This is a genomic window from Siphonobacter sp. SORGH_AS_0500 (assembly GCF_002838835.1).
Taxonomy (GTDB): Bacteria; Bacteroidota; Bacteroidia; order Cytophagales; family Spirosomataceae; genus Siphonobacter.
Map to the genome: position 1 here is coordinate 244,355 of NZ_NHPP01000009.1, position 20,374 is coordinate 264,728.

The 20,374-nt window shown below is 44.8% G+C and carries 22 protein-coding genes and 1 tRNA gene; 19 read left to right on the plus strand and 4 right to left on the minus strand.

Annotated features, from left to right (window positions below):
- The first annotated feature begins 147 nt into the window (after window positions 1-147).
- The 10 genes from BWI96_RS13090 to BWI96_RS13135 all read left to right on the plus strand — a co-directional run bounded on the left by BWI96_RS13090 (window position 148) and on the right by BWI96_RS13135 (window position 7,636).
- Window positions 148-1,059, plus strand: a complete 912-nt coding sequence (locus tag BWI96_RS13090) for an outer membrane protein assembly factor BamD (RefSeq protein WP_106637068.1) — start codon at window positions 148-150, stop codon at window positions 1,057-1,059.
- A 54-nt stretch (window positions 1,060-1,113) separates the two neighbouring features.
- Complete coding sequence (locus tag BWI96_RS13095) at window positions 1,114-1,434, plus strand: DNA-directed RNA polymerase subunit omega (protein WP_106637069.1); 321 nt, start codon at window positions 1,114-1,116, stop codon at window positions 1,432-1,434.
- Window positions 1,435-1,503: 69 nt separating this feature from the next.
- Window positions 1,504-2,703 carry a bifunctional phosphopantothenoylcysteine decarboxylase/phosphopantothenate--cysteine ligase CoaBC gene (gene coaBC / locus BWI96_RS13100; RefSeq protein ID WP_106637070.1) on the plus strand — a complete coding sequence of 400 codons (1,200 nt, stop codon included), beginning with the start codon at window positions 1,504-1,506 and terminating at the stop codon, window positions 2,701-2,703.
- Window positions 2,704-2,725: 22 nt separating this feature from the next.
- Window positions 2,726-3,649, plus strand: a complete 924-nt coding sequence (locus tag BWI96_RS13105) for a DUF4835 family protein (protein ID WP_106637099.1) — start codon at window positions 2,726-2,728, stop codon at window positions 3,647-3,649.
- Between the two features lie 33 nt (window positions 3,650-3,682).
- Entirely contained in the window at window positions 3,683-4,132 is a 450-nt protein-coding gene (locus tag BWI96_RS13110) for an N-acetyltransferase (RefSeq protein WP_106637071.1), read from the plus strand.
- Entirely contained in the window at window positions 4,113-4,334 is a 222-nt protein-coding gene (locus BWI96_RS13115) for a hypothetical protein (protein ID WP_106637072.1), read from the plus strand. The genes BWI96_RS13110 and BWI96_RS13115 overlap by 20 nt, the downstream gene beginning before the upstream one ends.
- A gap of 60 nt (window positions 4,335-4,394) precedes the next feature.
- Window positions 4,395-6,050: a DNA repair protein RecN gene (gene recN / locus BWI96_RS13120; RefSeq protein ID WP_106637073.1), complete on the plus strand. Its 1,656-nt coding sequence runs from the start codon at window positions 4,395-4,397 to the stop codon at window positions 6,048-6,050.
- Between the two features lie 33 nt (window positions 6,051-6,083).
- On the plus strand, window positions 6,084-6,482 hold the full coding sequence (locus tag BWI96_RS13125; RefSeq protein ID WP_106637074.1) for a hypothetical protein: 399 nt from the start codon (window positions 6,084-6,086) through the stop codon (window positions 6,480-6,482).
- Window positions 6,483-6,499: 17 nt separating this feature from the next.
- Window positions 6,500-7,150, plus strand: coding sequence for an SCO family protein (locus tag BWI96_RS13130; RefSeq protein ID WP_106637075.1), 651 nt, complete (start codon window positions 6,500-6,502; stop codon window positions 7,148-7,150).
- 99 nt (window positions 7,151-7,249) lie between these two features.
- Entirely contained in the window at window positions 7,250-7,636 is a 387-nt protein-coding gene (locus BWI96_RS13135) for a RidA family protein (RefSeq protein ID WP_106637076.1), read from the plus strand.
- Window positions 7,637-7,709: 73 nt separating this feature from the next.
- On the opposite strand, the gene BWI96_RS13140 is transcribed toward BWI96_RS13135, so the two are convergent.
- Window positions 7,710-9,206 (minus strand): DUF4301 family protein, encoded by a 1,497-nt coding sequence (locus BWI96_RS13140; RefSeq protein ID WP_106637077.1) that lies wholly within the window; start codon window positions 9,204-9,206, stop codon window positions 7,710-7,712.
- Window positions 9,207-9,333: 127 nt separating this feature from the next.
- Here BWI96_RS13140 and BWI96_RS13145 point away from each other — a divergent pair, with 127 nt between their 5' ends.
- The 6 genes from BWI96_RS13145 to BWI96_RS13165 all read left to right on the plus strand — a co-directional run bounded on the left by BWI96_RS13145 (window position 9,334) and on the right by BWI96_RS13165 (window position 12,753).
- Entirely contained in the window at window positions 9,334-10,089 is a 756-nt protein-coding gene (locus BWI96_RS13145; protein WP_106637078.1) for a PE-PGRS family protein, read from the plus strand.
- The gene (locus tag BWI96_RS21620; RefSeq protein ID WP_157830362.1) at window positions 10,086-10,235 is read left to right on the plus strand and encodes a hypothetical protein; all 150 of its coding nucleotides are present in this window, start codon (window positions 10,086-10,088) and stop codon (window positions 10,233-10,235) included. Before BWI96_RS13145 ends, BWI96_RS21620 begins: the two co-directional genes overlap by 4 nt.
- 11 nt (window positions 10,236-10,246) lie before the next feature.
- On the plus strand, window positions 10,247-10,687 hold the full coding sequence (locus BWI96_RS13150; protein WP_369804162.1) for a nucleoside deaminase: 441 nt from the start codon (window positions 10,247-10,249) through the stop codon (window positions 10,685-10,687).
- Between the two features lie 112 nt (window positions 10,688-10,799).
- Window positions 10,800-11,408: a superoxide dismutase gene (locus BWI96_RS13155; RefSeq protein ID WP_106637080.1), complete on the plus strand. Its 609-nt coding sequence runs from the start codon at window positions 10,800-10,802 to the stop codon at window positions 11,406-11,408.
- Between the two features lie 107 nt (window positions 11,409-11,515).
- Window positions 11,516-11,591, plus strand: a tRNA-His gene (locus tag BWI96_RS13160).
- Between the two features lie 280 nt (window positions 11,592-11,871).
- Window positions 11,872-12,753: a MerR family transcriptional regulator gene (locus BWI96_RS13165; protein WP_106637081.1), complete on the plus strand. Its 882-nt coding sequence runs from the start codon at window positions 11,872-11,874 to the stop codon at window positions 12,751-12,753.
- A 78-nt stretch (window positions 12,754-12,831) separates the two neighbouring features.
- Here the strand turns inward: BWI96_RS13165 and BWI96_RS13170 are convergent, their stop codons facing one another.
- On the minus strand, window positions 12,832-15,849 hold the full coding sequence (locus BWI96_RS13170; protein ID WP_106637082.1) for a TonB-dependent receptor: 3,018 nt from the start codon (window positions 15,847-15,849) through the stop codon (window positions 12,832-12,834).
- A gap of 162 nt (window positions 15,850-16,011) precedes the next feature.
- Between BWI96_RS13170 and BWI96_RS13175 the strand changes: the two genes are divergently transcribed.
- Together BWI96_RS13175 and BWI96_RS13180 are read left to right on the plus strand one after the other, a co-directional pair.
- Window positions 16,012-17,067, plus strand: coding sequence for a DUF3089 domain-containing protein (locus BWI96_RS13175; RefSeq protein ID WP_106637083.1), 1,056 nt, complete (start codon window positions 16,012-16,014; stop codon window positions 17,065-17,067).
- Between the two features lie 51 nt (window positions 17,068-17,118).
- Window positions 17,119-18,195, plus strand: a complete 1,077-nt coding sequence (locus BWI96_RS13180) for a mannose-1-phosphate guanylyltransferase (RefSeq protein WP_232793714.1) — start codon at window positions 17,119-17,121, stop codon at window positions 18,193-18,195.
- Between the two features lie 71 nt (window positions 18,196-18,266).
- Here the strand turns inward: BWI96_RS13180 and thiL are convergent, their stop codons facing one another.
- Window positions 18,267-19,289 carry a thiamine-phosphate kinase gene (gene thiL / locus BWI96_RS13185; protein WP_106637085.1) on the minus strand — a complete coding sequence of 341 codons (1,023 nt, stop codon included), beginning with the start codon at window positions 19,287-19,289 and terminating at the stop codon, window positions 18,267-18,269.
- 95 nt (window positions 19,290-19,384) lie between these two features.
- Entirely contained in the window at window positions 19,385-19,840 is a 456-nt protein-coding gene (locus BWI96_RS13190; RefSeq protein WP_106637086.1) for a hypothetical protein, read from the minus strand.
- A gap of 89 nt (window positions 19,841-19,929) precedes the next feature.
- On the opposite strand from BWI96_RS13190, the gene BWI96_RS13195 reads away from it, so the two are divergent.
- Complete coding sequence (locus BWI96_RS13195; protein ID WP_106637087.1) at window positions 19,930-20,166, plus strand: cytochrome b5 domain-containing protein; 237 nt, start codon at window positions 19,930-19,932, stop codon at window positions 20,164-20,166.
- Window positions 20,167-20,374: the final 208 nt, after the last annotated feature.

The following is a 20,374-nucleotide window of genomic DNA, read 5'->3' on the forward strand; positions in this document are numbered from 1 at the left end:
AGATCCTGTTTTTAGGAAAATCTGATAATAAAGCAACCTCAACCGAATAGTTTTGCATCTTTTTACGTTAACAGGGCTGCCATCTTACTTAAAAAGCCTACGGAACCATTGTTAACTCTAAAAGGAAAGACGTATCTTTGCGGACTTATGCAGACTATTCGGTATTTTGTTCTATTTCTGGGCCTTACCGCCCTTTTGACTTCCTGCGGAAGTTTTGAGAAACTTCGCAAGAAAGGTACGGACGAGCAGAAGTATCAGGCTGCTTTGACATATTACAAAAAAGGCGACTACGATAAAGCCGTTTTACTCTTCGAAGAGCTTAAACCTATTTTGAAAGGTTCGGATCAACAGGAGCTGGCTACGTTTTATGAAGCCTACTGTAATTATCACCTTTCGCAGTATGAAGTAGCTTCCTTCCAGTTCAAACGGTTTTACGAAACCTTTGGCCGAAGTGACTACGCCGAAGAAGCTCTTTACATGAGTTCCTATGCCTCGTACCGGGCCTCCATGCCCTATTACCTGGATCAGGCCAGTACCTTGACGGCTATGGATAACATGCAAAGCTTTATTAACACGTATCCTCAGAGTAAATTCGTAGACGAAGCTTCCAAAATTATCAAGGAGTCTCGCAGGAAGCTGGAAAAGAAAGCGTACGAACGGGCCAAGCTGTACTTTAAAACCAGCCCGGCGAACCTCCAGAATTTCCGCTCTGCCGTTTACGCCATTAACAACTTTAAGAAAGAATTTCCAGACTCTGATTACAACGAAGAGTTAGCCTTCTTACAGGTTCAGGCTCAGTACGAATTTGCTCAGAACAGTATTTACAATAAGCAAAAAGAGCGTTACGACGAAACTGTAAAATATTACCAGGATTTCGTTGATGCTTTTCCGCAGGGAAAATTCACCAAGAAAGCCGAGCGGTTCTACGAAGATTCCGTGAAACAATCGAGCAGACTGGCTGAAGAAGAGCGAATCGCGAAAGCTGCTCAGGAAAAAGCAAAAGAAAAAGCTGCTGAACCCGCTTCGACCGGACGCGTAGGTGGCTCGACTAATAAATAAGCTCACCTGGGGTGAGTGATTCCATTCAAATCGTAAACAATAAAGATCAGAGATATGCCTGCCAATCCTTCTATCGTCACCCGCGACACAGACAAACTGGCCGCTAAGACGAACGGCAATATTTATGAAGCCGTGGCCATTATGGCCTCTCGTGCCAAGCAACTTTCCGTTAAACAAAAGGAAGAGCTTAACCAGAAACTTTCGGAGTTTGCCTCAACGGTAGATAACTTGGAAGAAATTTTTGAAAACCGCGAACAAATCGAAATTTCAAAGCATTACGAGCGTCAGCCGAAGCCTTCTTCTCTGGCCATCGAAGAATATATCGAAGAGAAAGTAAACTGGCGTTACCGCACCGATTTACCCAGTGAAGATTAATCACTAGCCCTTCGAAAAAACCTCCGTATCTTCGCCGATACGGAGGTTTTTTCATATAATACCGATCTTATGCTTGCAGGAAAACGGGTGTTACTGGGCGTTTCCGGTAGTATCGCTGCCTATAAAATTGCCAGTCTGGTTCGCTTACTTATCAAAGCCGGGGCCGAAGTACAGGTCGTCATGACCCAGGCGGCTACCGAGTTTATTACCCCATTAACGCTTTCGACGCTTTCCAAGCGTCCTGTTTACAGTCAGTTTGTTAGTAATCCAGAAACAGGTACCTGGACGAATCACGTGGATTTAGGCCTTTGGGCAGATGTGATGCTGATTGCTCCTGCCACGGCACATACCCTCGCCAAAGCCGCTCATGCCCAGGTGGATGATCTGCTTTCAGCCGTTTATTTATCCGCTCGCTGTCCGGTTTACTGGGCTCCGGCGATGGATCTGGATATGTATCAGCACCCGGCGACGAAAGAAAACCTGCGACGGCTGGAAAGCTTTGGTAATCGCATGATTCAGGCTGGATACGGAGAACTCGCCAGCGGATTAACCGGCGAAGGCCGTATGGCGGAGCCCGAAGAATTACTGAGTATTTTAGAAAAACACTTTCAGCAGGATAGTCCCTGGAAAGGCAAAAAAGTATTACTAACTGCTGGCCCTACTCAGGAGGCTATTGATCCCGTTCGGTATATTTCCAATCATTCTACCGGAAAGATGGGTTACGCCCTGGCAGAGTCTCTGGCAGAAGCGGGAGCTCTGGTAACCCTAGTAAGTGGCCCCACACACCTGCTCATTAAAAACCCGGCTATTCGAAAAATTGATGTTCGCTCAGCCGGGCAAATGTATGAGGCGGCTCAACGGGCTTTTCCTGAACAGGATGTTACCATCCTAGCCGCCGCCGTTGCTGATTATACCCCCAGCGTGGTAGCTTCGGAAAAAATCAAGAAGAAGGAAGCCATTTTCAATATTGAACTTCGGAAAACCGTTGATATAGCAGCGACCCTGGGCAGTCAGAAAAAACCTGGTCAATTATTGATTGGCTTTGCCCTGGAAACCAATAACGAAGTAGAAAATGCGACGCAAAAGCTTCTGAAGAAAAATCTGGATTTGATTGTGCTTAATTCGCTTCAAAACGCCGGAGCAGGCTTTGGACACGATACCAACCAGATCAGTATTATTGATCGGCAGCAGCGTTTGCTTGCTTATGAATTAAAATCGAAAACGGCAGTAGCAACGGATATTCTCGAAGCTATTGCCGCGTATTTATAATGCCATCCATCCCCGATACGTTATGAAAAGCTTTTTACAGAAACTTGGGTTATGCTTTTCCTGCCTTTTGCTGATTAACCCGGTCATTAAAGCTCAGGAAATTGCCTGCACCGTCACACTACGGACCGATCAGATGCGGGTAAATCAGCAATCTAATAATGGGCAGCAGGTTTTTGGAGAGCTGCAACGGGTGATGACCGAATTTGTAAATGGTCGTCGCTGGACAAACGATCAGTTTCGGGAAGAAGAAAAAATTCGACTGGATATTTCATTAACCTTTCAGAAGGCCACCGCTCAGGGCGATTACGACGCTCAGGCCGTTATTCAGGTCTATCGTCCCATTTATAATTCCAGTTATGAAAGCGTACTGCTGCGGTACGTAGATCGGTCCTTTTCTTTCAGGTATTTACCCGAAAATCCGCTGAATTTTAATGATAATGTCTTTTCAGATAACCTGACATCGCTCCTGGCTTATTACAGTTACATCGCTCTGGCTATGGATTATGATTCTTTCGGAAAACGCGGCGGCGAACAGTGGATTCAGCGGGCGTATAACGTAGCCAATTTGGCTTCTACGGGCGGTTTTATCGGCTGGGATCAACGTGGCGACCAACGGAGCCGGTATTGGCTGGTGGAAAATCTTCAAAATCAGCAGTTGATTCCTTTCCGTGAGGGCCTTTATACGTATCACCGTCTGGCCCTGGATACCTTTGGTGATCAGCCCGATGAGGCCCGTAAAAATATCCTCGGCGTTTTAAATAACATTCGTCAGGTTGTTCAGCTCAAGCCTTCTTCGTTAGTAATTAACAGCTTTTTTGATGCCAAATCCAACGAGTTAATCCAGGTCTTTTCCCGCGGAACGGCTGCCGAGAAAAATCAGGTCTATCAGGTTCTTTCCCAACTCGATCCAACCAAAGCCGATTCATACCGACAACTCGTCAAGTAAGCTTCTGGAATAAAGCTTTTAGACCTTTTAGTTATGATTTCGCTACGCCCTGCCACCACTAAAGACCGAGATTGGATCTATTGGGTTAAGAAAAAAACGCTGGGTTCGTACGTAGTGGCTACCTGGGGAGCTTGGTACGAAAAAGTCCAGCGAAACTTCTTTGATGAGACTTTTCAGGAATCCGTCATTCAGATCATCTATTATGACGAGCAACCCGCTGGCATTCTCCGCGTAGAACGGCGGGATCAGGAAATATTTCTTTCGGAAATTTATATCTTGCCCCCCTTCCAGAATCGAGGCATTGGGTCTTTATTATTGGAAGAATTAAAGACCGAAGCTCAGCAACAGAACTTACCTTTGCAACTTACCGTTTTACAGGTTAATCAAGCCGCCCGCCGTTTTTACGAACGCCACGGCCTAAGCTGTACGGGCGAGATTAAGCATCATTACGTTATGACCTATCATGGGGAAAAGAATCGTTAGAATTCCGGCTACGTCAGAAGCCCTTTCGGGCCTGAAAGGCATTCATCTCAACCTGGTGTTGCGAAACGGCGTTACTTATTTTGGTCGCTTCATTTCGGAAGAAAATCAGGTGATTACTCTGGAAGATGGTTTACAGCGTGAACGCCGCTATCCGCTACAGCAGATTGAGGAAATTGTTTACGATATAAACGCTGCCTTTTAATTTTGGCATACGCCGCCTCGTATCCTTTTGTACCTTTGAAGGTGACCCTTATTCCTACTCATGCTTTCCAATCTGCTTATACAGAATTACGCACTTATTGAAACCCTTGAACTTTCGCCCAGCGGAGGTTTAAATATCATTACTGGTGAAACCGGAGCGGGAAAGTCCATTTTACTGGGAGCCATTGGCATGCTTCGGGGCAATCGGGCCGACACGAAAGTGCTTTGGGATCCCAACCAGAAATGTATCATTGAAGGTCAGTTTGATATTTCGGGTTACTTTATTAAGTCGATTTTTGAAGAAGAAGAAATCGATTACGACACTACGTGCATCATTCGCCGGGAGATTAGTCCTTCGGGTAAATCCCGGGCTTTTGTCAATGATACGCCCGTTAACCTGGAAACCCTCCGCCGGATTGGCTCGGAGTTAATGGACGTTCACTCGCAGCACGATTCTATTTTGCTGGGTTCGCAGGAATATCAGCTACAACTGGTAGATACCTACGCTCAGAACAGTTCTTTGCTAGAGGCTTACAAAACGCAATTCAGCGATTTCCGAAAAAAACGCGAAGCCTACGATCGGCTTCAGGCAGAAGCCAAGGATATTCGGAGAGAATTTGACTATAACTCCTTTTTGCTGGAAGAGCTTTCCAAAGCCCGTTTTCAGGAAAACGAACAGAGTGAACTAGAGAAAGAGTTAACCACGCTGGAAAACGCCGAAGAAATCAAGCAAAAGTTAATTGCGGCCACTGGCTACCTCAACGATCCCGAGCAAAGCATTCTGGGTTGGATGCAGAGCGTAGTTGGCCATCTCAATACCATCAGTGGCTATAACTCCGTTTACGCTTCCCTGCGGGATCGCGTGCAAAGCTGCTTGATTGAGCTTAAAGATGTCGTCGTGGAACTGGAGTCGGAAGGCGATTCCGTGGAGCTGGACGACGAGAAAATTGTTTTGCTTCAGGAGCGGTTAAGTATGCTTTATAATTTACAGAAAAAGCATAATGTCACCACCGTAGCCGAATTATTAGGTATTCAGGCTGAGTTGGAAACGAAAGTATCCAAAGTTCTCAATCTGGATGATGATCTGGCTGCGGCTGAAAAAGCCGCTCATAAATCCTGGGAAAAACTCGAACAAGTAGCTCGCAAACTTTCAGATTCCCGCAAGGCCGTTCTTTCGGAAATTGAAGATCTGGTATCGGGCTTGTTAAGCGATCTGGGTATTCCCAATGGCCGTTTAGTCGTGGACATGCAACTGGGCAAACCTAGCAGTCAGGGCATTGATACGGTTAATTTTCTCTTTTCGGCGAACAAAGGCATTCAACCCCGGCAGCTTCGGGAAGTAGCTTCCGGCGGAGAATTCAGTCGCTTAATGCTGGCGGTGAAATACATTCTGGCTAATAAGCGGTCGTTGCCGACGATTGTCTTTGACGAAATTGATACGGGTATCTCCGGCGAAATCGCCATTAAGGTGGGGAACATGATGAAAGACATGGCTCAGGGCCATCAGCTCATTGCAATTAGTCACCTTCATCAGATTGCCGCCAAAGGCGATGCTCATTATTTTGTTTATAAAGATCATTCTTCCGACCGAACGGTTTCCCGCATCAGGCAGCTTTCAACGGAAGAACGGGTGCTTGAGATTGCTCAAATGATTGGAGGAGCCAAGCCCTCTTCGGCTGTGATTGAAAACGCCCGGGAATTACTGAGTCAGTCCTAAATTCGCTTCATTCCTAATAAACCCCCAATAGTTATGAAAACAGGTTGCTTACCCCTTTTATTCATTGCTGCATTAACTGCTTGTCAGAATCCTCCCAAAGAAGATTTGACTAAATTTCAGAAAGAAGTAGAAGGAATGCACGACAAAATCATGGGTCCTTACATGCAGATTGCCGATTTACAGGAAGAAATCCGTCAGCAAATAGCCAAGGATACCACGCAACGAGCTCAGGGCGATAGTTTGATTGAAGCTCTGGGGAAAGCCGAAAAAGGAATGGACGAATGGATGGGTAGCTACAACGGCGATACCCTGCTGGATTTATCTCCCGAAAAAGGCAAGGCGTATTTAGAAGCTGAGAAAGCAAAAGTTACCGCTGTTGAGCAACAAACCAGCAGCAGTGTAGCCGCCGCCAAGGCCTTTTTGAAGAAATAATACTGATTGAAATTTCCATGAAAATAATAAAACTATCTGTACTATTACTTTCACTGGTAGGCTTATCTGCCTGTGAATCAGAACCAGCTCGTTTGCCCATTTTGGGGCCACGGCAGGGGGTTTCAACGAAAGTAGTAGACGGGAAAGAAGTAACTGATACCCTTTATCATCAGATTCCAGATTTTGCTTTTGCCAGTCAGTACGGCGATACCATTACCCAGAAAAATTTCGAAGGGAAGATCTACGTCGCTGACTTTTTCTTTACGACTTGTCCCACCATCTGTCCTAAAATGACGATGGAAATGCGGAAGTTATACGAGAAATACAAGGACGATCCGCAGGTCATGTTTCTATCCCACTCGATTGATCCCAAACGCGATAGTGTGGGACGTTTGAAGCAATACGCAACTGATTTGGGCGTATTTGGGCAAAAGAGCTGGTACTTTGTAACGGGTGATCGTAAGAAAATTTTTGATATTGGACAGAATGCCTACTTCGTTTCTGCTAAGGAAGACAGCGACGAGCCCGGCGGTATTCTTCACAGCGGAGCTTTCATTATCATTGACCCTCAGAAACACATCCGTGGCATTTACGACGGCACGCGGGATGAAGTAGTAGGCGAAGTAAGTGAAGCCATTACCTTATTAAAGAACGAGGCGGGAAAGTAATCAAAACTTAGGGCCAGGTTACTTTCGACAATCCTTATGTAGTAAAGTATTTCCGTTCCCCTCACTGAAAACTGTAAACCTGACAACTATAAATAAATTATGTCCCAACGTCAAACCATCCTTTCGGGCTCGCCCTGGGAAGATAAAGTAGGTTACTGCCGGGCCGTACGCATCGGTAATTTGATTGAAGTCGCTGGCACGGTAGCCATCGTAGACGGCGAAAAAGTAAAGGCTGATGATGGCTACGCTCAAACCAAAAATATCATCGAACGCATTGAAAAAGTGCTTGAAGAAGCCGGAGCCAGCCTGAAAGACGTGGTTCGTACGCGGATGTTTACCACGGATCTAACAAAGTTTGACGAAATTGGCCGGGCACACGGTGAATTTTTCAAGGATATCAAACCCGTTACGGCTATTTACGAAATCAGTAAACTCGTTAGTCCAGAGTACCTGATTGAAATTGAATTTACGGCCGTTCTGGCTTAATCATTGATACTATAAAAAAGTCCCGCTGTCAATCAAAACAGCGGGACTTTTTCTTTATAAAATCACTTCCTGATTATCCTTTATGTTCATCACGAAGCAGATCATTAACCGTTTTTACCGGATTAAACGTAATCAGGGGAACTTCCACGAATAAGGTATTCCAATCCGACATCGAGCCATTCCAGAGACCGGGTAACTCCTGAGCTTTCAGGTCTTTTCCGTCTTTGGATTTTTGGGTAATAAAGCCCGTCTGCGGATCGCGGAATTTCAAAAGGTCAAAAGCTTTGCCTGTGTAGTCCGTCCAGGAACAAACTAAATCGACGGGATTGAAGTGGGTAGCTTTCAGGAATTTGTCTTTCTGTACCTGATCGTCCATGTCAACCTGAGCGGATTCTACCACCTGTAGCTGACTCGTGCCATCTGAACTTTTCGCCCAGAAAGGTCCGCCCCCTGGCTCACCTACGTTTTTAACCATTCCGCACACCCGAATCGGACGATTGAGTTTGGTACGGAAGTACTCAACTACTTTTTCTACCGGCCATTCGTAGAAACCTTCAACGGGTTCTACGCACAGCACACGACGTAAAAACTCGTCGATTTCAGCCATTAATTCCTGACTGGTATCGCCGCTATCAAGCCGCTTGAGGTAATCAAATAACCGTTGACGTGTTTGCAGCAACGTTCCGGCGATGGCTCGTTTGTAAATCGTTGTCGTGTTCTTTAAACGATCAGGAACAACGTTATCAATATTCTTGATAAACACCAGATCAGCCTCTACATCATTCAGGTTAGCCAGTAAAGCTCCGTGACCCGCAGGACGGAAGAGCAGCGAACCGTTTTTGTCAGTGAACGGTGTGTTATCGAGGTTTACAGCGATTGTATCCGTTGAAGATTTTTGTTCGGAGAAATCAATTCCGAAGCCGAGGTTATGACGCTCCGCGTACTCAGCCGCTTTTTCTTCGATTAATTCCGTGAATTTAGCCTTATGCTCCGGCGACACGGTAAAGTGAATAGCGACTTCGCCTTTCGAGCGGGCATAACTGGCTCCTTCCACCAGGTGCTCTTCCACGGGCGTACGATTTTCGTTTTCGTAACGGTGAAATTTCAGCAAGCCTTTGGGTAAAGAACCGTAGCCCAGACCTTTGTCCGTCAGAAAATACTCAGCAATGGTTAATCGGTCCGCCGTTTCGATGTCAAATCCGTCTTTAGCTAAAACAGCTTTCAGGTCATCATAAAACGCAAATTCACGGATTCTCTCGAAGAATTGCTCCACGGATGAGTCCGATTTTCCAGCTTCGAGAAAAGCAAATAAGGATTTAAACATACGGGTGGCGGCTCCCGAAGCAGGAACAAACTTAACGATCCGAAGCGTTGGCACGTATTCTTCGTAAGTATCGAGAGCTTCCTGAATTTGCTCATCGGTTAATTGAAGAATACCATCCTCCGGCGTAGCGGCACGGGTTAGGTTCATCCATGGAAATCCATCAATAAAGTACTGAATCTGGTCTTTGACCGTTTGTATCTCAATACCTTTGGCTTCAATTTGTTCTAAATCCTTTTGAGAGAACATAATAAACAGTAATGTTGAGGCTGAAATTCCTTCGTTAAGTGGATAGTTAGTTTTTAATTCTGTTTTAAAATTAGAGCATTTTCTAGAAGAACTAACTTCAATCTTTACTTAAAGTTTATAAAAAGCCATGAACTATCACACTTCTTATCGATTGATTATTTTTTTAGGTTTACTCACGGGTGCCACCGCCTGTGATAAGCTATTTCCCGAGAAACCGGAGACGGCTTCTTTCGGCTCGGCCCAAAATCGAGGGGTACTTGACAACCCAGATATAACTGAAGCGTCGGGGCTGGCTGTTAGTCGTTATAGCCCTAATCTTATATGGACACACAACGACTCGGGTAATCCCAACGAGATTTATCTGCTCGATGATACCAATGCAACATGGAAAGCTACCTTAGTGCTTGAAGGAGCCGTTAATAATGATTGGGAGGATATGGCGGCCTCCATCCGCGACGGCGTTCCGACTTTATACGTAGGCGATACGGGAGACAACCTCAACCAGTATGCCACGCATATTATTTACCGTTTTGCCGAACCAGACGCTACCAAATTATCGGGGAAAAGTTCGGTAGCGTCCTCGGCTATTGACCGGATTACCTATCGTTATCCCGATGGGCAGTGGGATTCAGAGGGCTTCTTTGTAGATCACGAGACGCAGGATATTTATATCATTTCCAAAGTTAGCTCTGCTACCAAGCTCTATCGTTTGCCTTATCCACAATCAACCCAGAGCGTTATTACCGCCGAAGTAGTAGAAGACCTTGCCCAAACTACCATCACAGCGGCAGATCTCTCACCCAATGGGCAGGAGTTACTCATCAAAGATTACCTAACGGTTTTTTACTGGAAGCGTAATAGCGGCGAGAGCATCGCCAGATGATGAAACGTTCTCCCCGCGTGATGCCCTATTTCCCAGAGCCTCAAGGTGAGGCAATTGCCTTTGCTACGGATAACTCCGGTTATTTTACCCTTAGTGAAGATCGTTCCGGTATTCGCGGACATTTGTATTTTTACCCCCGCAGATAACCCGAACACGTGTGACGTTAAGTGACGAATACTTTATGGCCGTAGCCTACGAGCTGGCCCAGCAGGCCGCTGAAGTGGGCGAAATTCCCGTGGGTGCCGTGGTGGTATCCCAAAACCGAATCATTGGTAAAGGTCGAAATCAGACTGAAGAATTACGTGACGTAACGGCCCACGCCGAAATTATTGCCCTGACGGCTGCTAGCCATTACCTCGGCTCCAAATTCCTTCGCGATTGCACCCTCTACGTCACGCTTGAACCCTGCGTGATGTGTGCGGGAGCTTTATACTGGGCTCAGTTGGGGCGTTTGGTTTACGGAGCCAGTGATTTAAAACGGGGGTTTTCCCAATCGGGCTCTTTATTACACCCTAAAACCCGGGTTACCTCGGGCATTATGGCCGCTGAAACCGAGCAGCAGCTACTCGATTTTTTCAGAAAATTACGACGGAACTAAGCCTTTCTTTAATATTGCAATCGGTTTAAGGAACCTTTGGACCTTGGAACACCTTTTTAAAACGAGTAGTCACTCATTTACTATTTCTAAATTCTATAATATTCAACCAGCTATGGCTTTTGAACTTGCTCCTCTCCCCTATGCGGCAGATGCATTAGAGCCTCACTTCGATGCTCAGACTATGACGATCCACCACGACCGTCACCATCAAACCTACGTAACGAATTTGAACAATGCCGTTGCCGGTACCGAACTCGAAGGAAAGACACTGGAAGATCTTCTCAAAAATGTAGGTCAATTGCCCGTAGCCGTTCGTAACAACGGTGGCGGTCACTGGAATCATACTTTTTTCTGGAATATCCTTTCTCCCAGCGGAGGCGGTGCTCCTAAAGGCGATTTAGCTGCTGCGATTGATGCCAAATTCGGTTCATTCGATGCATTCAAAGACGAATTCAAGAAAGCCGCCGCCGCTCGTTTCGGTTCAGGCTGGGCCTGGTTAATTGTAGGAGAAGATGGCGAATTAGCCATTTCCTCTACGCCTAATCAGGACAACCCTTTAATGGACGTTGCCGAGAAAAAAGGTAAGGTTATTTTAGGTCTTGATGTGTGGGAACACGCCTATTACCTGAAGTATCAGAACAAACGCCCTGATTACGTAGATGCCTTCTGGAATGTAGTAAGCTGGGACGTGGCTGAAACCAACTATCAATCAGCCAAGTAAGGTTAAAACAGGGAAGAAGTAAAGACTTTTTTATACTTTTCTTCTTCCCTTCTTTCAAAAGCACTTGCTTTTTGCTTTCTGATTGCAGTATATTTGTAGCTCGAAACGGAGGATGTAGCTCAGCTGGTTAGAGCACCAGATTGTGGTTCTGGGGGTCGCGGGTTCGAACCCCGTCTTTCTCCCTCCTGTCAAACCTGATAAGCGTCGCTTGTCAGGTTTTTTTCTTTTATCCCCTCTTCTTTCCTCTTTTTCATTAGATCGCACTCAGGAGTCATTAATCAGAGATAAGTATTTTTTATTAAACAAATAGTAAACGGCTACGGTTTAATAAAGCAGCCCGACTGGATGAAATTGGGTTTATACTATCTCTCTCCGTACGATAAACTAAGTCCACCCCCTTAATTGATACGTTGCGTATTGAGTTTGAACGTATGCTTCAGCCCTCCGTGATCTATTTATAGCCATGAGTACCTACTCGATTAAAGATTTAGAACAGTTATCAGGAATTAAAGCACATACGCTCCGCATTTGGGAGCAACGATACGCTATTCTAAAGCCCCAGCGTACCTTCAGCAATATTAGAACTTATGACGAACAGGAATTAAAGCTGGTACTTAATATTGCCCTGCTGAAAGAGCATGGCCTGAAGATTTCAGAAATTGCTAAAATGAAGACGGAAGAAATCCATCAGCGGGTTAATGCCATTTCTGAAAGTCAGATTAGTTACCCTGAACAAATTCACGCTCTTACCTTCGCCATGCTCGATCTTGATGAAGATCAGTTCGAGAAAATTATTACTACCAATATCATCAAGCTGGGTTTTGAAGCCCTGATTATCAATATCATCTATCCCTTTCTGAATCGCATCAGTACGCTTTGGATGACGAGCAGCATCGGCCCCGCTCAGGAACATTTCATTGCGAATCTCATTCGTCAGAAGATCATTGTAGCTATTGATGGTCAGTTAAATAAGCAGCGGGAAGGCTCTAAAAAATTCATTCTGTTTTTACCCGAAGGTGAACTTCAGGAGCTGATTTTACTTTTTGCGGATTATGTCATTCGTTCGCGTCAGAATAAGGTAGTCTATCTGGGTCAAAGTTTGCCCTTCGAAGAGCTATCGTTTGCCTATAATCTGCACAAGCCTAATTACTTACTAACCATTTTTAAGTCTGCTCTTGACTGTGGAGAGTTTCAGGCTTATCTCGAACGACTTTCGACGAATTTTCCCCAGGCCCAGATATTAATCATTTGTAATCTTCATACTTCTCACAACCGAATTCGCATTCCGGACAATATTCAGTTGGTGGGAGGAATTCAGGATTTAATTAGCATTGCTGAATACTAAAAACAAGGCGTTCCCCGAAAGGAACGCCTTGTTCAATTTTACACTACTAGTTCGAGTTGAACGATCTTTGGTGTTTTATTATCGTAACCATTCGTCAAAAGTCAAGCCGACGTAATACATACTTCCAATCTGCGGGTTAGCCCAAGCCGTGGTATACGCCTGATTAAACAGATTATTAGCTCCTGCTTTAAGAACGGACTTAATGCTTTTCATTTTAAGGCTTACCTGAGCATCCAGGGTGCCATAAGCCGGTATAACAATTTGCTGGCTGTTCACCGCTGTGCGGGCTTGAGCAGGTAGAATCAGATCATTCCAATAAAATCTGGTTTGGTAGCGGTAGGTTACGTTAAAACCCCAATCACTATTAGCCGAAACAGCACGCGTCAGGGAAAGATTATACCGATACTTCGGCGTGTTGAACCCCACCTGAAAGCCATCGTCCAGAACATTATGATTAGGCGATCCGTTGAATAAGCTTACGTTTTTTGTTGGTAAGGTCGTATTAGAAAGGTTACCACTCACCACCAGGTTTTTCATTAACTGATAATCCAAGCCCAAGCCAAAACCCTGGTATCGAATGCTTTTGTTATAGTTTGTTGTGGTCGAAACCGTTCTTGTCCCAATCAATGGATTTTCTGGGGTTACAAAGACCATACCACCAATGTAATTCTGTAGCAGACTATGGTAATAATAGGCATCAATCACCAGACGGTTCAGCACCAATCCTTTATAGCCCACTTCATAAGTTAATACCCGTTCCGGCTTCAGGGGATTGAGTTGCAGCCGATTCCACTGGGAAGGGTCCGTTGGATGAGCTAAATAACGATCATCATAAGTGTATAAAGCGTAATTGTTCAAATGGTACCGATCTCGGGTAATGGCTAATCCACCCACTAATAATGAAACGGGCGTTTCTAAATTAATGTACTGATGCTGAGCGGTGGGGATACGGAAACCCGTCTGATAACTAGCCCGAAGGTTATGCTGTTTGGCCAGTGTCAATACGCCTGAAAGTCGTGGACTCCACTGGCCTTTGAAGTTTTCATTCTTATCGTGCCGTAGAGAAGCCGTTAGTTTCAAAATACTGGCAAATGACCTGGACGCCTGTACATAGCCGCCCCACTCCTGAATGTTATACTCCGCATTGGAATTAGGCTTTTTCAGAAAGATAGTACCTTGAGAATTTAGATCATAGATTCGGTAATTTCCGCCCACTAACAGTTCAAGCACCTCTGGAGCAATCCATTTTCTCAGATTATACATACCTTCGGCGTGATACAAATTCGTCCGATCCATAAACTTGGCTCCGCTGGGAATAGCCGTGGACTTTATCTCTTGGGCAGCAGCATTGAATTCCGGTGTTCCTGGCATTAACCTTCCCTGATCCGCCGTGCTACGAGCCAGATTCTGTAGAAAACCGCTGTTAAGCTGAACCGCCTGTAGAGCAGATTCATAAGCTGACTGAGGAGCTTGACCCGCATTAATAGCCGACTGAAAAGCCTGATTGAAAAACGATAACGCCCCACCTCCGTAGGTAAAGGCGTATTGGGGATACCAGGAACCGCCCAGATTGGCAGCGTTCAGACTGGGTTTACCAGCTTCATTGAGGTAACTCGCCAACACGCCCGCCGCATAAGCATTACCCGAACGTTCCTGCGTGGTATACCCTCGAATGAAAAAATCATCGCCTTTAAGCTCAAGTTTATACTGTCCCAGAATAAAATCCTTGATGTAATACCGATCTGTTGAGGTATAAACCGTAGTTCCCAAACCCCAGTTTCCCTGCAAAATGGCTTCCAGTTTGGGAGTAATCCGGTAATGCAGAGCCCCGCCGACTTTTAAACTCCGAGTACGATAATCCACCAGATCTTTTTCAGCATAACCCGTACGAGCCACAAGCTGATTGGGTAAAATAAGGGTATTAATAATCGTTGAAGCAGACTGGTTGGTAAGGGCTGCCAAGTTTCGAACGCCGTTAACTACCCCTACCAGTCGGGGGTCAATCGCGGCCAGTTGCTCCTGGGGTAACTGCATGAAACTTTCAAAATACGGACGAAAACTGGCCAGATTGACGTTGGAAGAATTCTCATCCCCATACACATTAACCCCATTATAATTCTGATTATCAGCAACAGTTCGATTGAAGCCAGGGTATCGAGCATCATCCTGACTTAAACCAAAACTTTGATCCCGGTAATCCGTAGCCTGCCAGTCTTTAGCGGTTAAGTAACTCACATTGAGTTTAAAGGCAAGTTTAGGATGAATAACCTTAGCGTAACGGACCGAGACATCATAAGAAGGCGTTGTAGCCGTAGTTCGGTTAGCCGCGTGCATAATTCCGATTTTTACCGAAGCACTGATTCCCTGAGAAGTGAAGGGATTTTTACTGTTCATTAACAATAAGCCATTCGTTGCATTGGGACCATACAAGGCCGAAGCAGCTCCCGGTAATAACTCTACGCTTTCAACGTCCAGTTCTGATAGCCCCACCATGTTGCCGACGGCGAAACCAAGGCCGGGAGCCTGATTGTCCATTCCATCTACCATCTGAACGACCCGCGTATTTCCATTTCCTGCAAACCCACGGGTATTAATCGAGCTAAACGTAAGCGATTGCGTAGAGATGTCTACTCCTTTCAAATTTCGTAAAGCGTCGTAAAAGCTGGCGGCTGGCGTGGACTGAATCGTTCGCATATCCATTTTTTCCACCGTCACAGGTGATTTTAACACATTTTCTTCTATTCGGGAAGCCGAAACAATCACTTCATCTCCCAAAAGGGCCTGTTCTTGTAAGGCAATAGGGAGAAAGGTTTGCGTAGGGTTCACTTCCACAATCTGAGTAGCGTAACCCACGCTGGAAACTTTCAGTTGAAGGGGGGGCTTTTGACTAGCCACCAACTGAAACTCCCCTTTGGTATTAGTAATGGTTCCATTTACCTGTCCAACAATCGTTATACTAACGCCGGCCAAGGCTTCTTTAGTAACCGAATCTATTACCTGGCCAGAAAGGAGAATTTGAGCCTGTAGGAAAAAAGGAAGCAAAGCAAGCCCTAGCCCAAATAGAATAGGAGAAGAATACGTAAAAAAATGCTTCATACCAGTGGTGAATACATAATGAAGGAATAAAATAAGGCTGAGGTATCTACAAAGTAGTTGATAATCTTACGTTTTTTTATGGATTCCTTCTAAAAGATTTACCACTACCGAAAGGGTTGCAATCCCTCTGAAACACTTTTAAATCTAAATTGTTAATCAATCATGTACGCACTGATTCGGATCATCCTAATACCCTCATTACTATTGATTTTCACCGGGTGTTTCCGTCCTAAACGTTACTTGATCGAATCAGCCTATTCCATGGATCAGCAACCTAACGCTCCTGATTACTCCAATTCCGCTCACTGGGCTACGCTCCCGGATCGGCAGGATGCGGCGGATCTTATCCCCAGAAAATCCGCGTATATCGATCAGCAGTCCACCGCTAAAGTTGACGTATTCTTTATTCATCCAACACTTTACGCGGCTAAACCCGAAGGTAATCAGTCTTGGAATGCGGATGTAAATGATGCTCGGATTAACGCCCGTGTGGATAGTAATTCGATTATTAATCAGGCCACGGTTTTCAATGGTTCAGGACGTATTTATAGTCCGCGTTACCGTCAGGCTCATTATTCCGTTTTTGTAACGAAAGACACAGCAGCCCGCGACCAGGCTCTGGCATTAGCTTATTCAGACGTAAAAAAGGCTTTTGAATATTATTTGAGGCACTACAATAAGAATCGGCCTATTATTATTGCCTCGCATAGCCAGGGCTCTATTCACGCGATTCGATTGATACAGGATTTTTTTGATGGGAAAGAGTTACAAGCTCAATTAGTGGCAGCGTACTTAATTGGTCGCCCGATTTCCAAAGGAACTTTCAAGTACATCTCTCCAATTGAAACGCCAGGCCAGGCCGGGACTTTTGCAAGTTGGTGTACCTTTAAAAAAGGGTATCACCCCGAAAAAGGCTTCTTTCAGGAAGGTCCAACTATTGTTTCAACGAATCCTTTACTCTGGAATACATCTGATGCCTATGCTTCGCGTTCCTTACATCGGGGCGGCGTTGGCCTTAACTTTAAATTTCGCAAAAAACTAACGGACGCTCAAAACCACAATGGTCTACTCTGGATTTCGAAACCTCGGGTACCCTTTGGTTTTTTGTTACCGATCAAAAACTGGCATGTAGCCGATATTAATATGTTTTATGGAAATCTAAGAGAAAACGTAGCTTTGCAGGTGGAGAATTATTTCAAAACGCATTCCACCAGATAAGCTGCTTTAGATAGCCGCAAAACACTAACGTATCTATCCTTTAATCTATCAATGAACTTCCAACACACATACGTAGTCATTATGGCCGGGGGCGTAGGCACCCGATTCTGGCCTTTCTCCCGTCAGAGTTACCCCAAACAATTTCATGATGTATTAGGCGTTGGCCGCACCATGCTGCAAATGACCTTCGACCGGCTGGCAGAAATCTGTCCTCCTGAAAACGTCTACATTGTCACTTCCCAGGAATATTACGATTTAACCAAACAGCAGTTACCCCAGCTTTCGGATCACCAGATTCTTTTGGAACCCTCCCGTCGCAACACGGCTCCCTGCATTGGGTATGCCTGTTATAAAATTGCCGCCCGCGATCCTCAAGCCAATATCGTCGTTACGCCCGCCGATCATTTAATTCTTAAAGAACAAGAATTCGTTGACCGGATTAAAGTGGCTCTCGACGCTACTGAGAATTCAGACCTGCTGGTTACACTGGGTATTACCCCTACTCGGCCCGATACGGGTTACGGCTACATTCAGTTTGATGACCAAGCCGAAGGAGAGGTAAAACGCGTGAAAACTTTCACCGAAAAGCCTCATTTACAGCTGGCTCAAGCTTTCTTGGAAAGTGGCGACTACGTTTGGAATGCCGGTATTTTTGTATGGAATGCGAATTCAATCCGAAAGGCTTTTGAATCCTATTTACCTGAAATGGACGAAGCTTTCCGGGATATGGCTACTCACTTTTACGCCGACAGCGAAGCAACGCAATTATTAAGAGCGTATCCACAATGTCGCAACATTTCCATTGACAATGGTGTGATGGAAAAAGCCCAGAATGTGCACGTCGTATTAAGTGACATTGGCTGGTCGGATTTAGGTACGTGGAAGTCTCTTTATGAGGTAAGCGAGAAAGATGAAAACGGCAATGTGATGGATGGACACATTGTGACACATAACACCACGGGTTCCATCATTAAAACGCCTAAAGAGCGACTGGTAGTGGTTGAAGGCCTCCAGGAATTCATCGTTGCTGAGTTTGACAACGTACTAATGATCTGTCCTAAAGATCAGGAGCAAAAGGTTAAAGAGTTCGTGGCCGATGCTACCAAGCGAGGTTTTGAATTCGTTTAACTCTTTTTATCCCTAATAAAAAGGCCCCTAAATTCGATTTAGGGGCCTTTTTGACAATATACGCTGAGGTGTTACTTTTCCCAGCCCTGAGCCGTTAAAGGAACAGCCTCATTTTGTTTGGTAATGAAAAATGCTTCAGTTGGATCAGAAGACATGAAGCCAATGAAACTGATATCAGTCGTATGATCCAAGATTTTCTGATAATCTTCCTGACGAATAGTAAAGAGTAGCTCATAATCTTCTCCACCATTCAAAGCAGCAGTAAACGGTCCTAGCTTCAGCTCCGTAGCCGCCAGATAAGATTTTTGATGAATGGGAATTTGTTCTTCAAATACCCGAACTCCCAAACCTGACTCTGCCGCCAAGTGACGTAACTCCGATGCTAGTCCATCTGAAACATCGATCATGGATGTAGGGACAATATTCAGCTCCCGTAACTGCTTAATGATGTCCAGACGAGCATCAGGCTTCAGTTGTCTTTGCAAAACGTATTCATGACCTGTTAATACCGGCTGAGCTTCGGGAGCTTCAAGGAAAACTTTCTTTTCACGCTCCAGAATCTGTAACCCTAAGTAAGCACCGCCTAAATCGCCCGTAACGCAAATGATATCATTAGCATTAGCACCTTTGCGATAGGTAATCTTTTCCGTTTCAACCGTACCAATGGCTGAGATTGAAAGAATAAGTCCTGACCGAGAGCTGGTAGTGTCACCCCCTACTAGTTCTACTTCATAATCTTCGCAGGCAGCGAAAATCCCTGCATACAATTCATCAATAGCTTCTACCGAAAAACGATTACTTAGCCCAATGTTAATAGTGATCTGCTTTGGAATACCATTCATGGCCAGAATATCAGAAATTCCAGCGACTACTACTTTGTAACCCAAATGCTTTAAGGGTACATACCCTAAATCGAAATGCACGCCTTCAATTAGTAATTCCGACGATAGCAGTTGATAGCCATGGTCAGCGACAACTACAGCAGCGTCATCACCAATCCCCTTAATCGTAGTAGGATTATGAATTTGGCTTTGAGATGCAATGCGATCAATAAGTCCAAACTCTCCCAGTATATTCAATTCCGTACGTTCCATTCTTTGCTAACCTTATGAAAAAGGCATTAGTTTCCGAGCATGAAAAAAGCCTCCCTGAACGGAGGCTCTGCAAAAATAATGTATAATTTGTTCAACTAAGGATTAACTAACTGATACTTGTTGGTGGTATTACCCGTTTTCGCGTCTGGTGAAGTACGAGTCAGGTTCAGTTGTGTTTCCGTTGGAGCTCCGTCAAAAGTGAATTCTATAGTTCCTGTTGTACCTGTAGGAACGGGCTGTAAATTGGTAAGCGTTAATTTTGAATTATCGGATGAAATAGTCCAGTTACCTACAAAGGTAGTCTGATCGATAGTGGTAAGTCTAACCGTTTGCTGAGCTGTACTACTGAGATCAAGCTTGAAGTAAGAATAACTATCTTTGATATTGCCAGTAGCTCCTTTCGTATAAACTGTAGTGGCATTTTCCTTAACAGTATTAGCAGTCCAAACCTTACGGATTACTTCCGATATAGGCTTGGAATTGGATTTGCCACAACTACTTACAAACACAGAAGAAATAAGGATAATAGAGAATAATAAATACTTTTTCATAAGTGCTATAATTTTTCACTAAAATAGTAGAATTCTAAAAAATACGCTATACCCCTAGGTAAACAACTTAAATTAATAAAATGACATCTATGGACGATTTGCCGTTCTATACAAAATCACAGTTAGCCTTGAGAAACGGACAGGATAGAGAAGAAATATGGGTTGCCTATGAGGGATCGATTTACGAAGTAACTCACTCTAGGCTATGGAGGAATGGCAAGCACTATGAACACTGGGCCGGTCAAGATTTGACCGAAGAATTATCTGAAGCCCCTCATTCCAAATCCGTATTTATAAAATTCAAAGTAGTAGGCCGATTGAAGTAATAATACGTTTTCCAAGGGTAGCGACCTTAGATCTGGAGTAGATACGAAGGAAAATAGAAGGTAATGAGAAGCGAAGGTAGGCGGATTAGCCAGGCTAGGGAATAAAAGCAAAAACGACTCCTGCATCCCGGCAGGAGTCGTTAGAATATAAGGGGGAGGCGATTACCTACTTTCCCGGGGGTAAACCCAGTATCATCGGCGGAGCGGG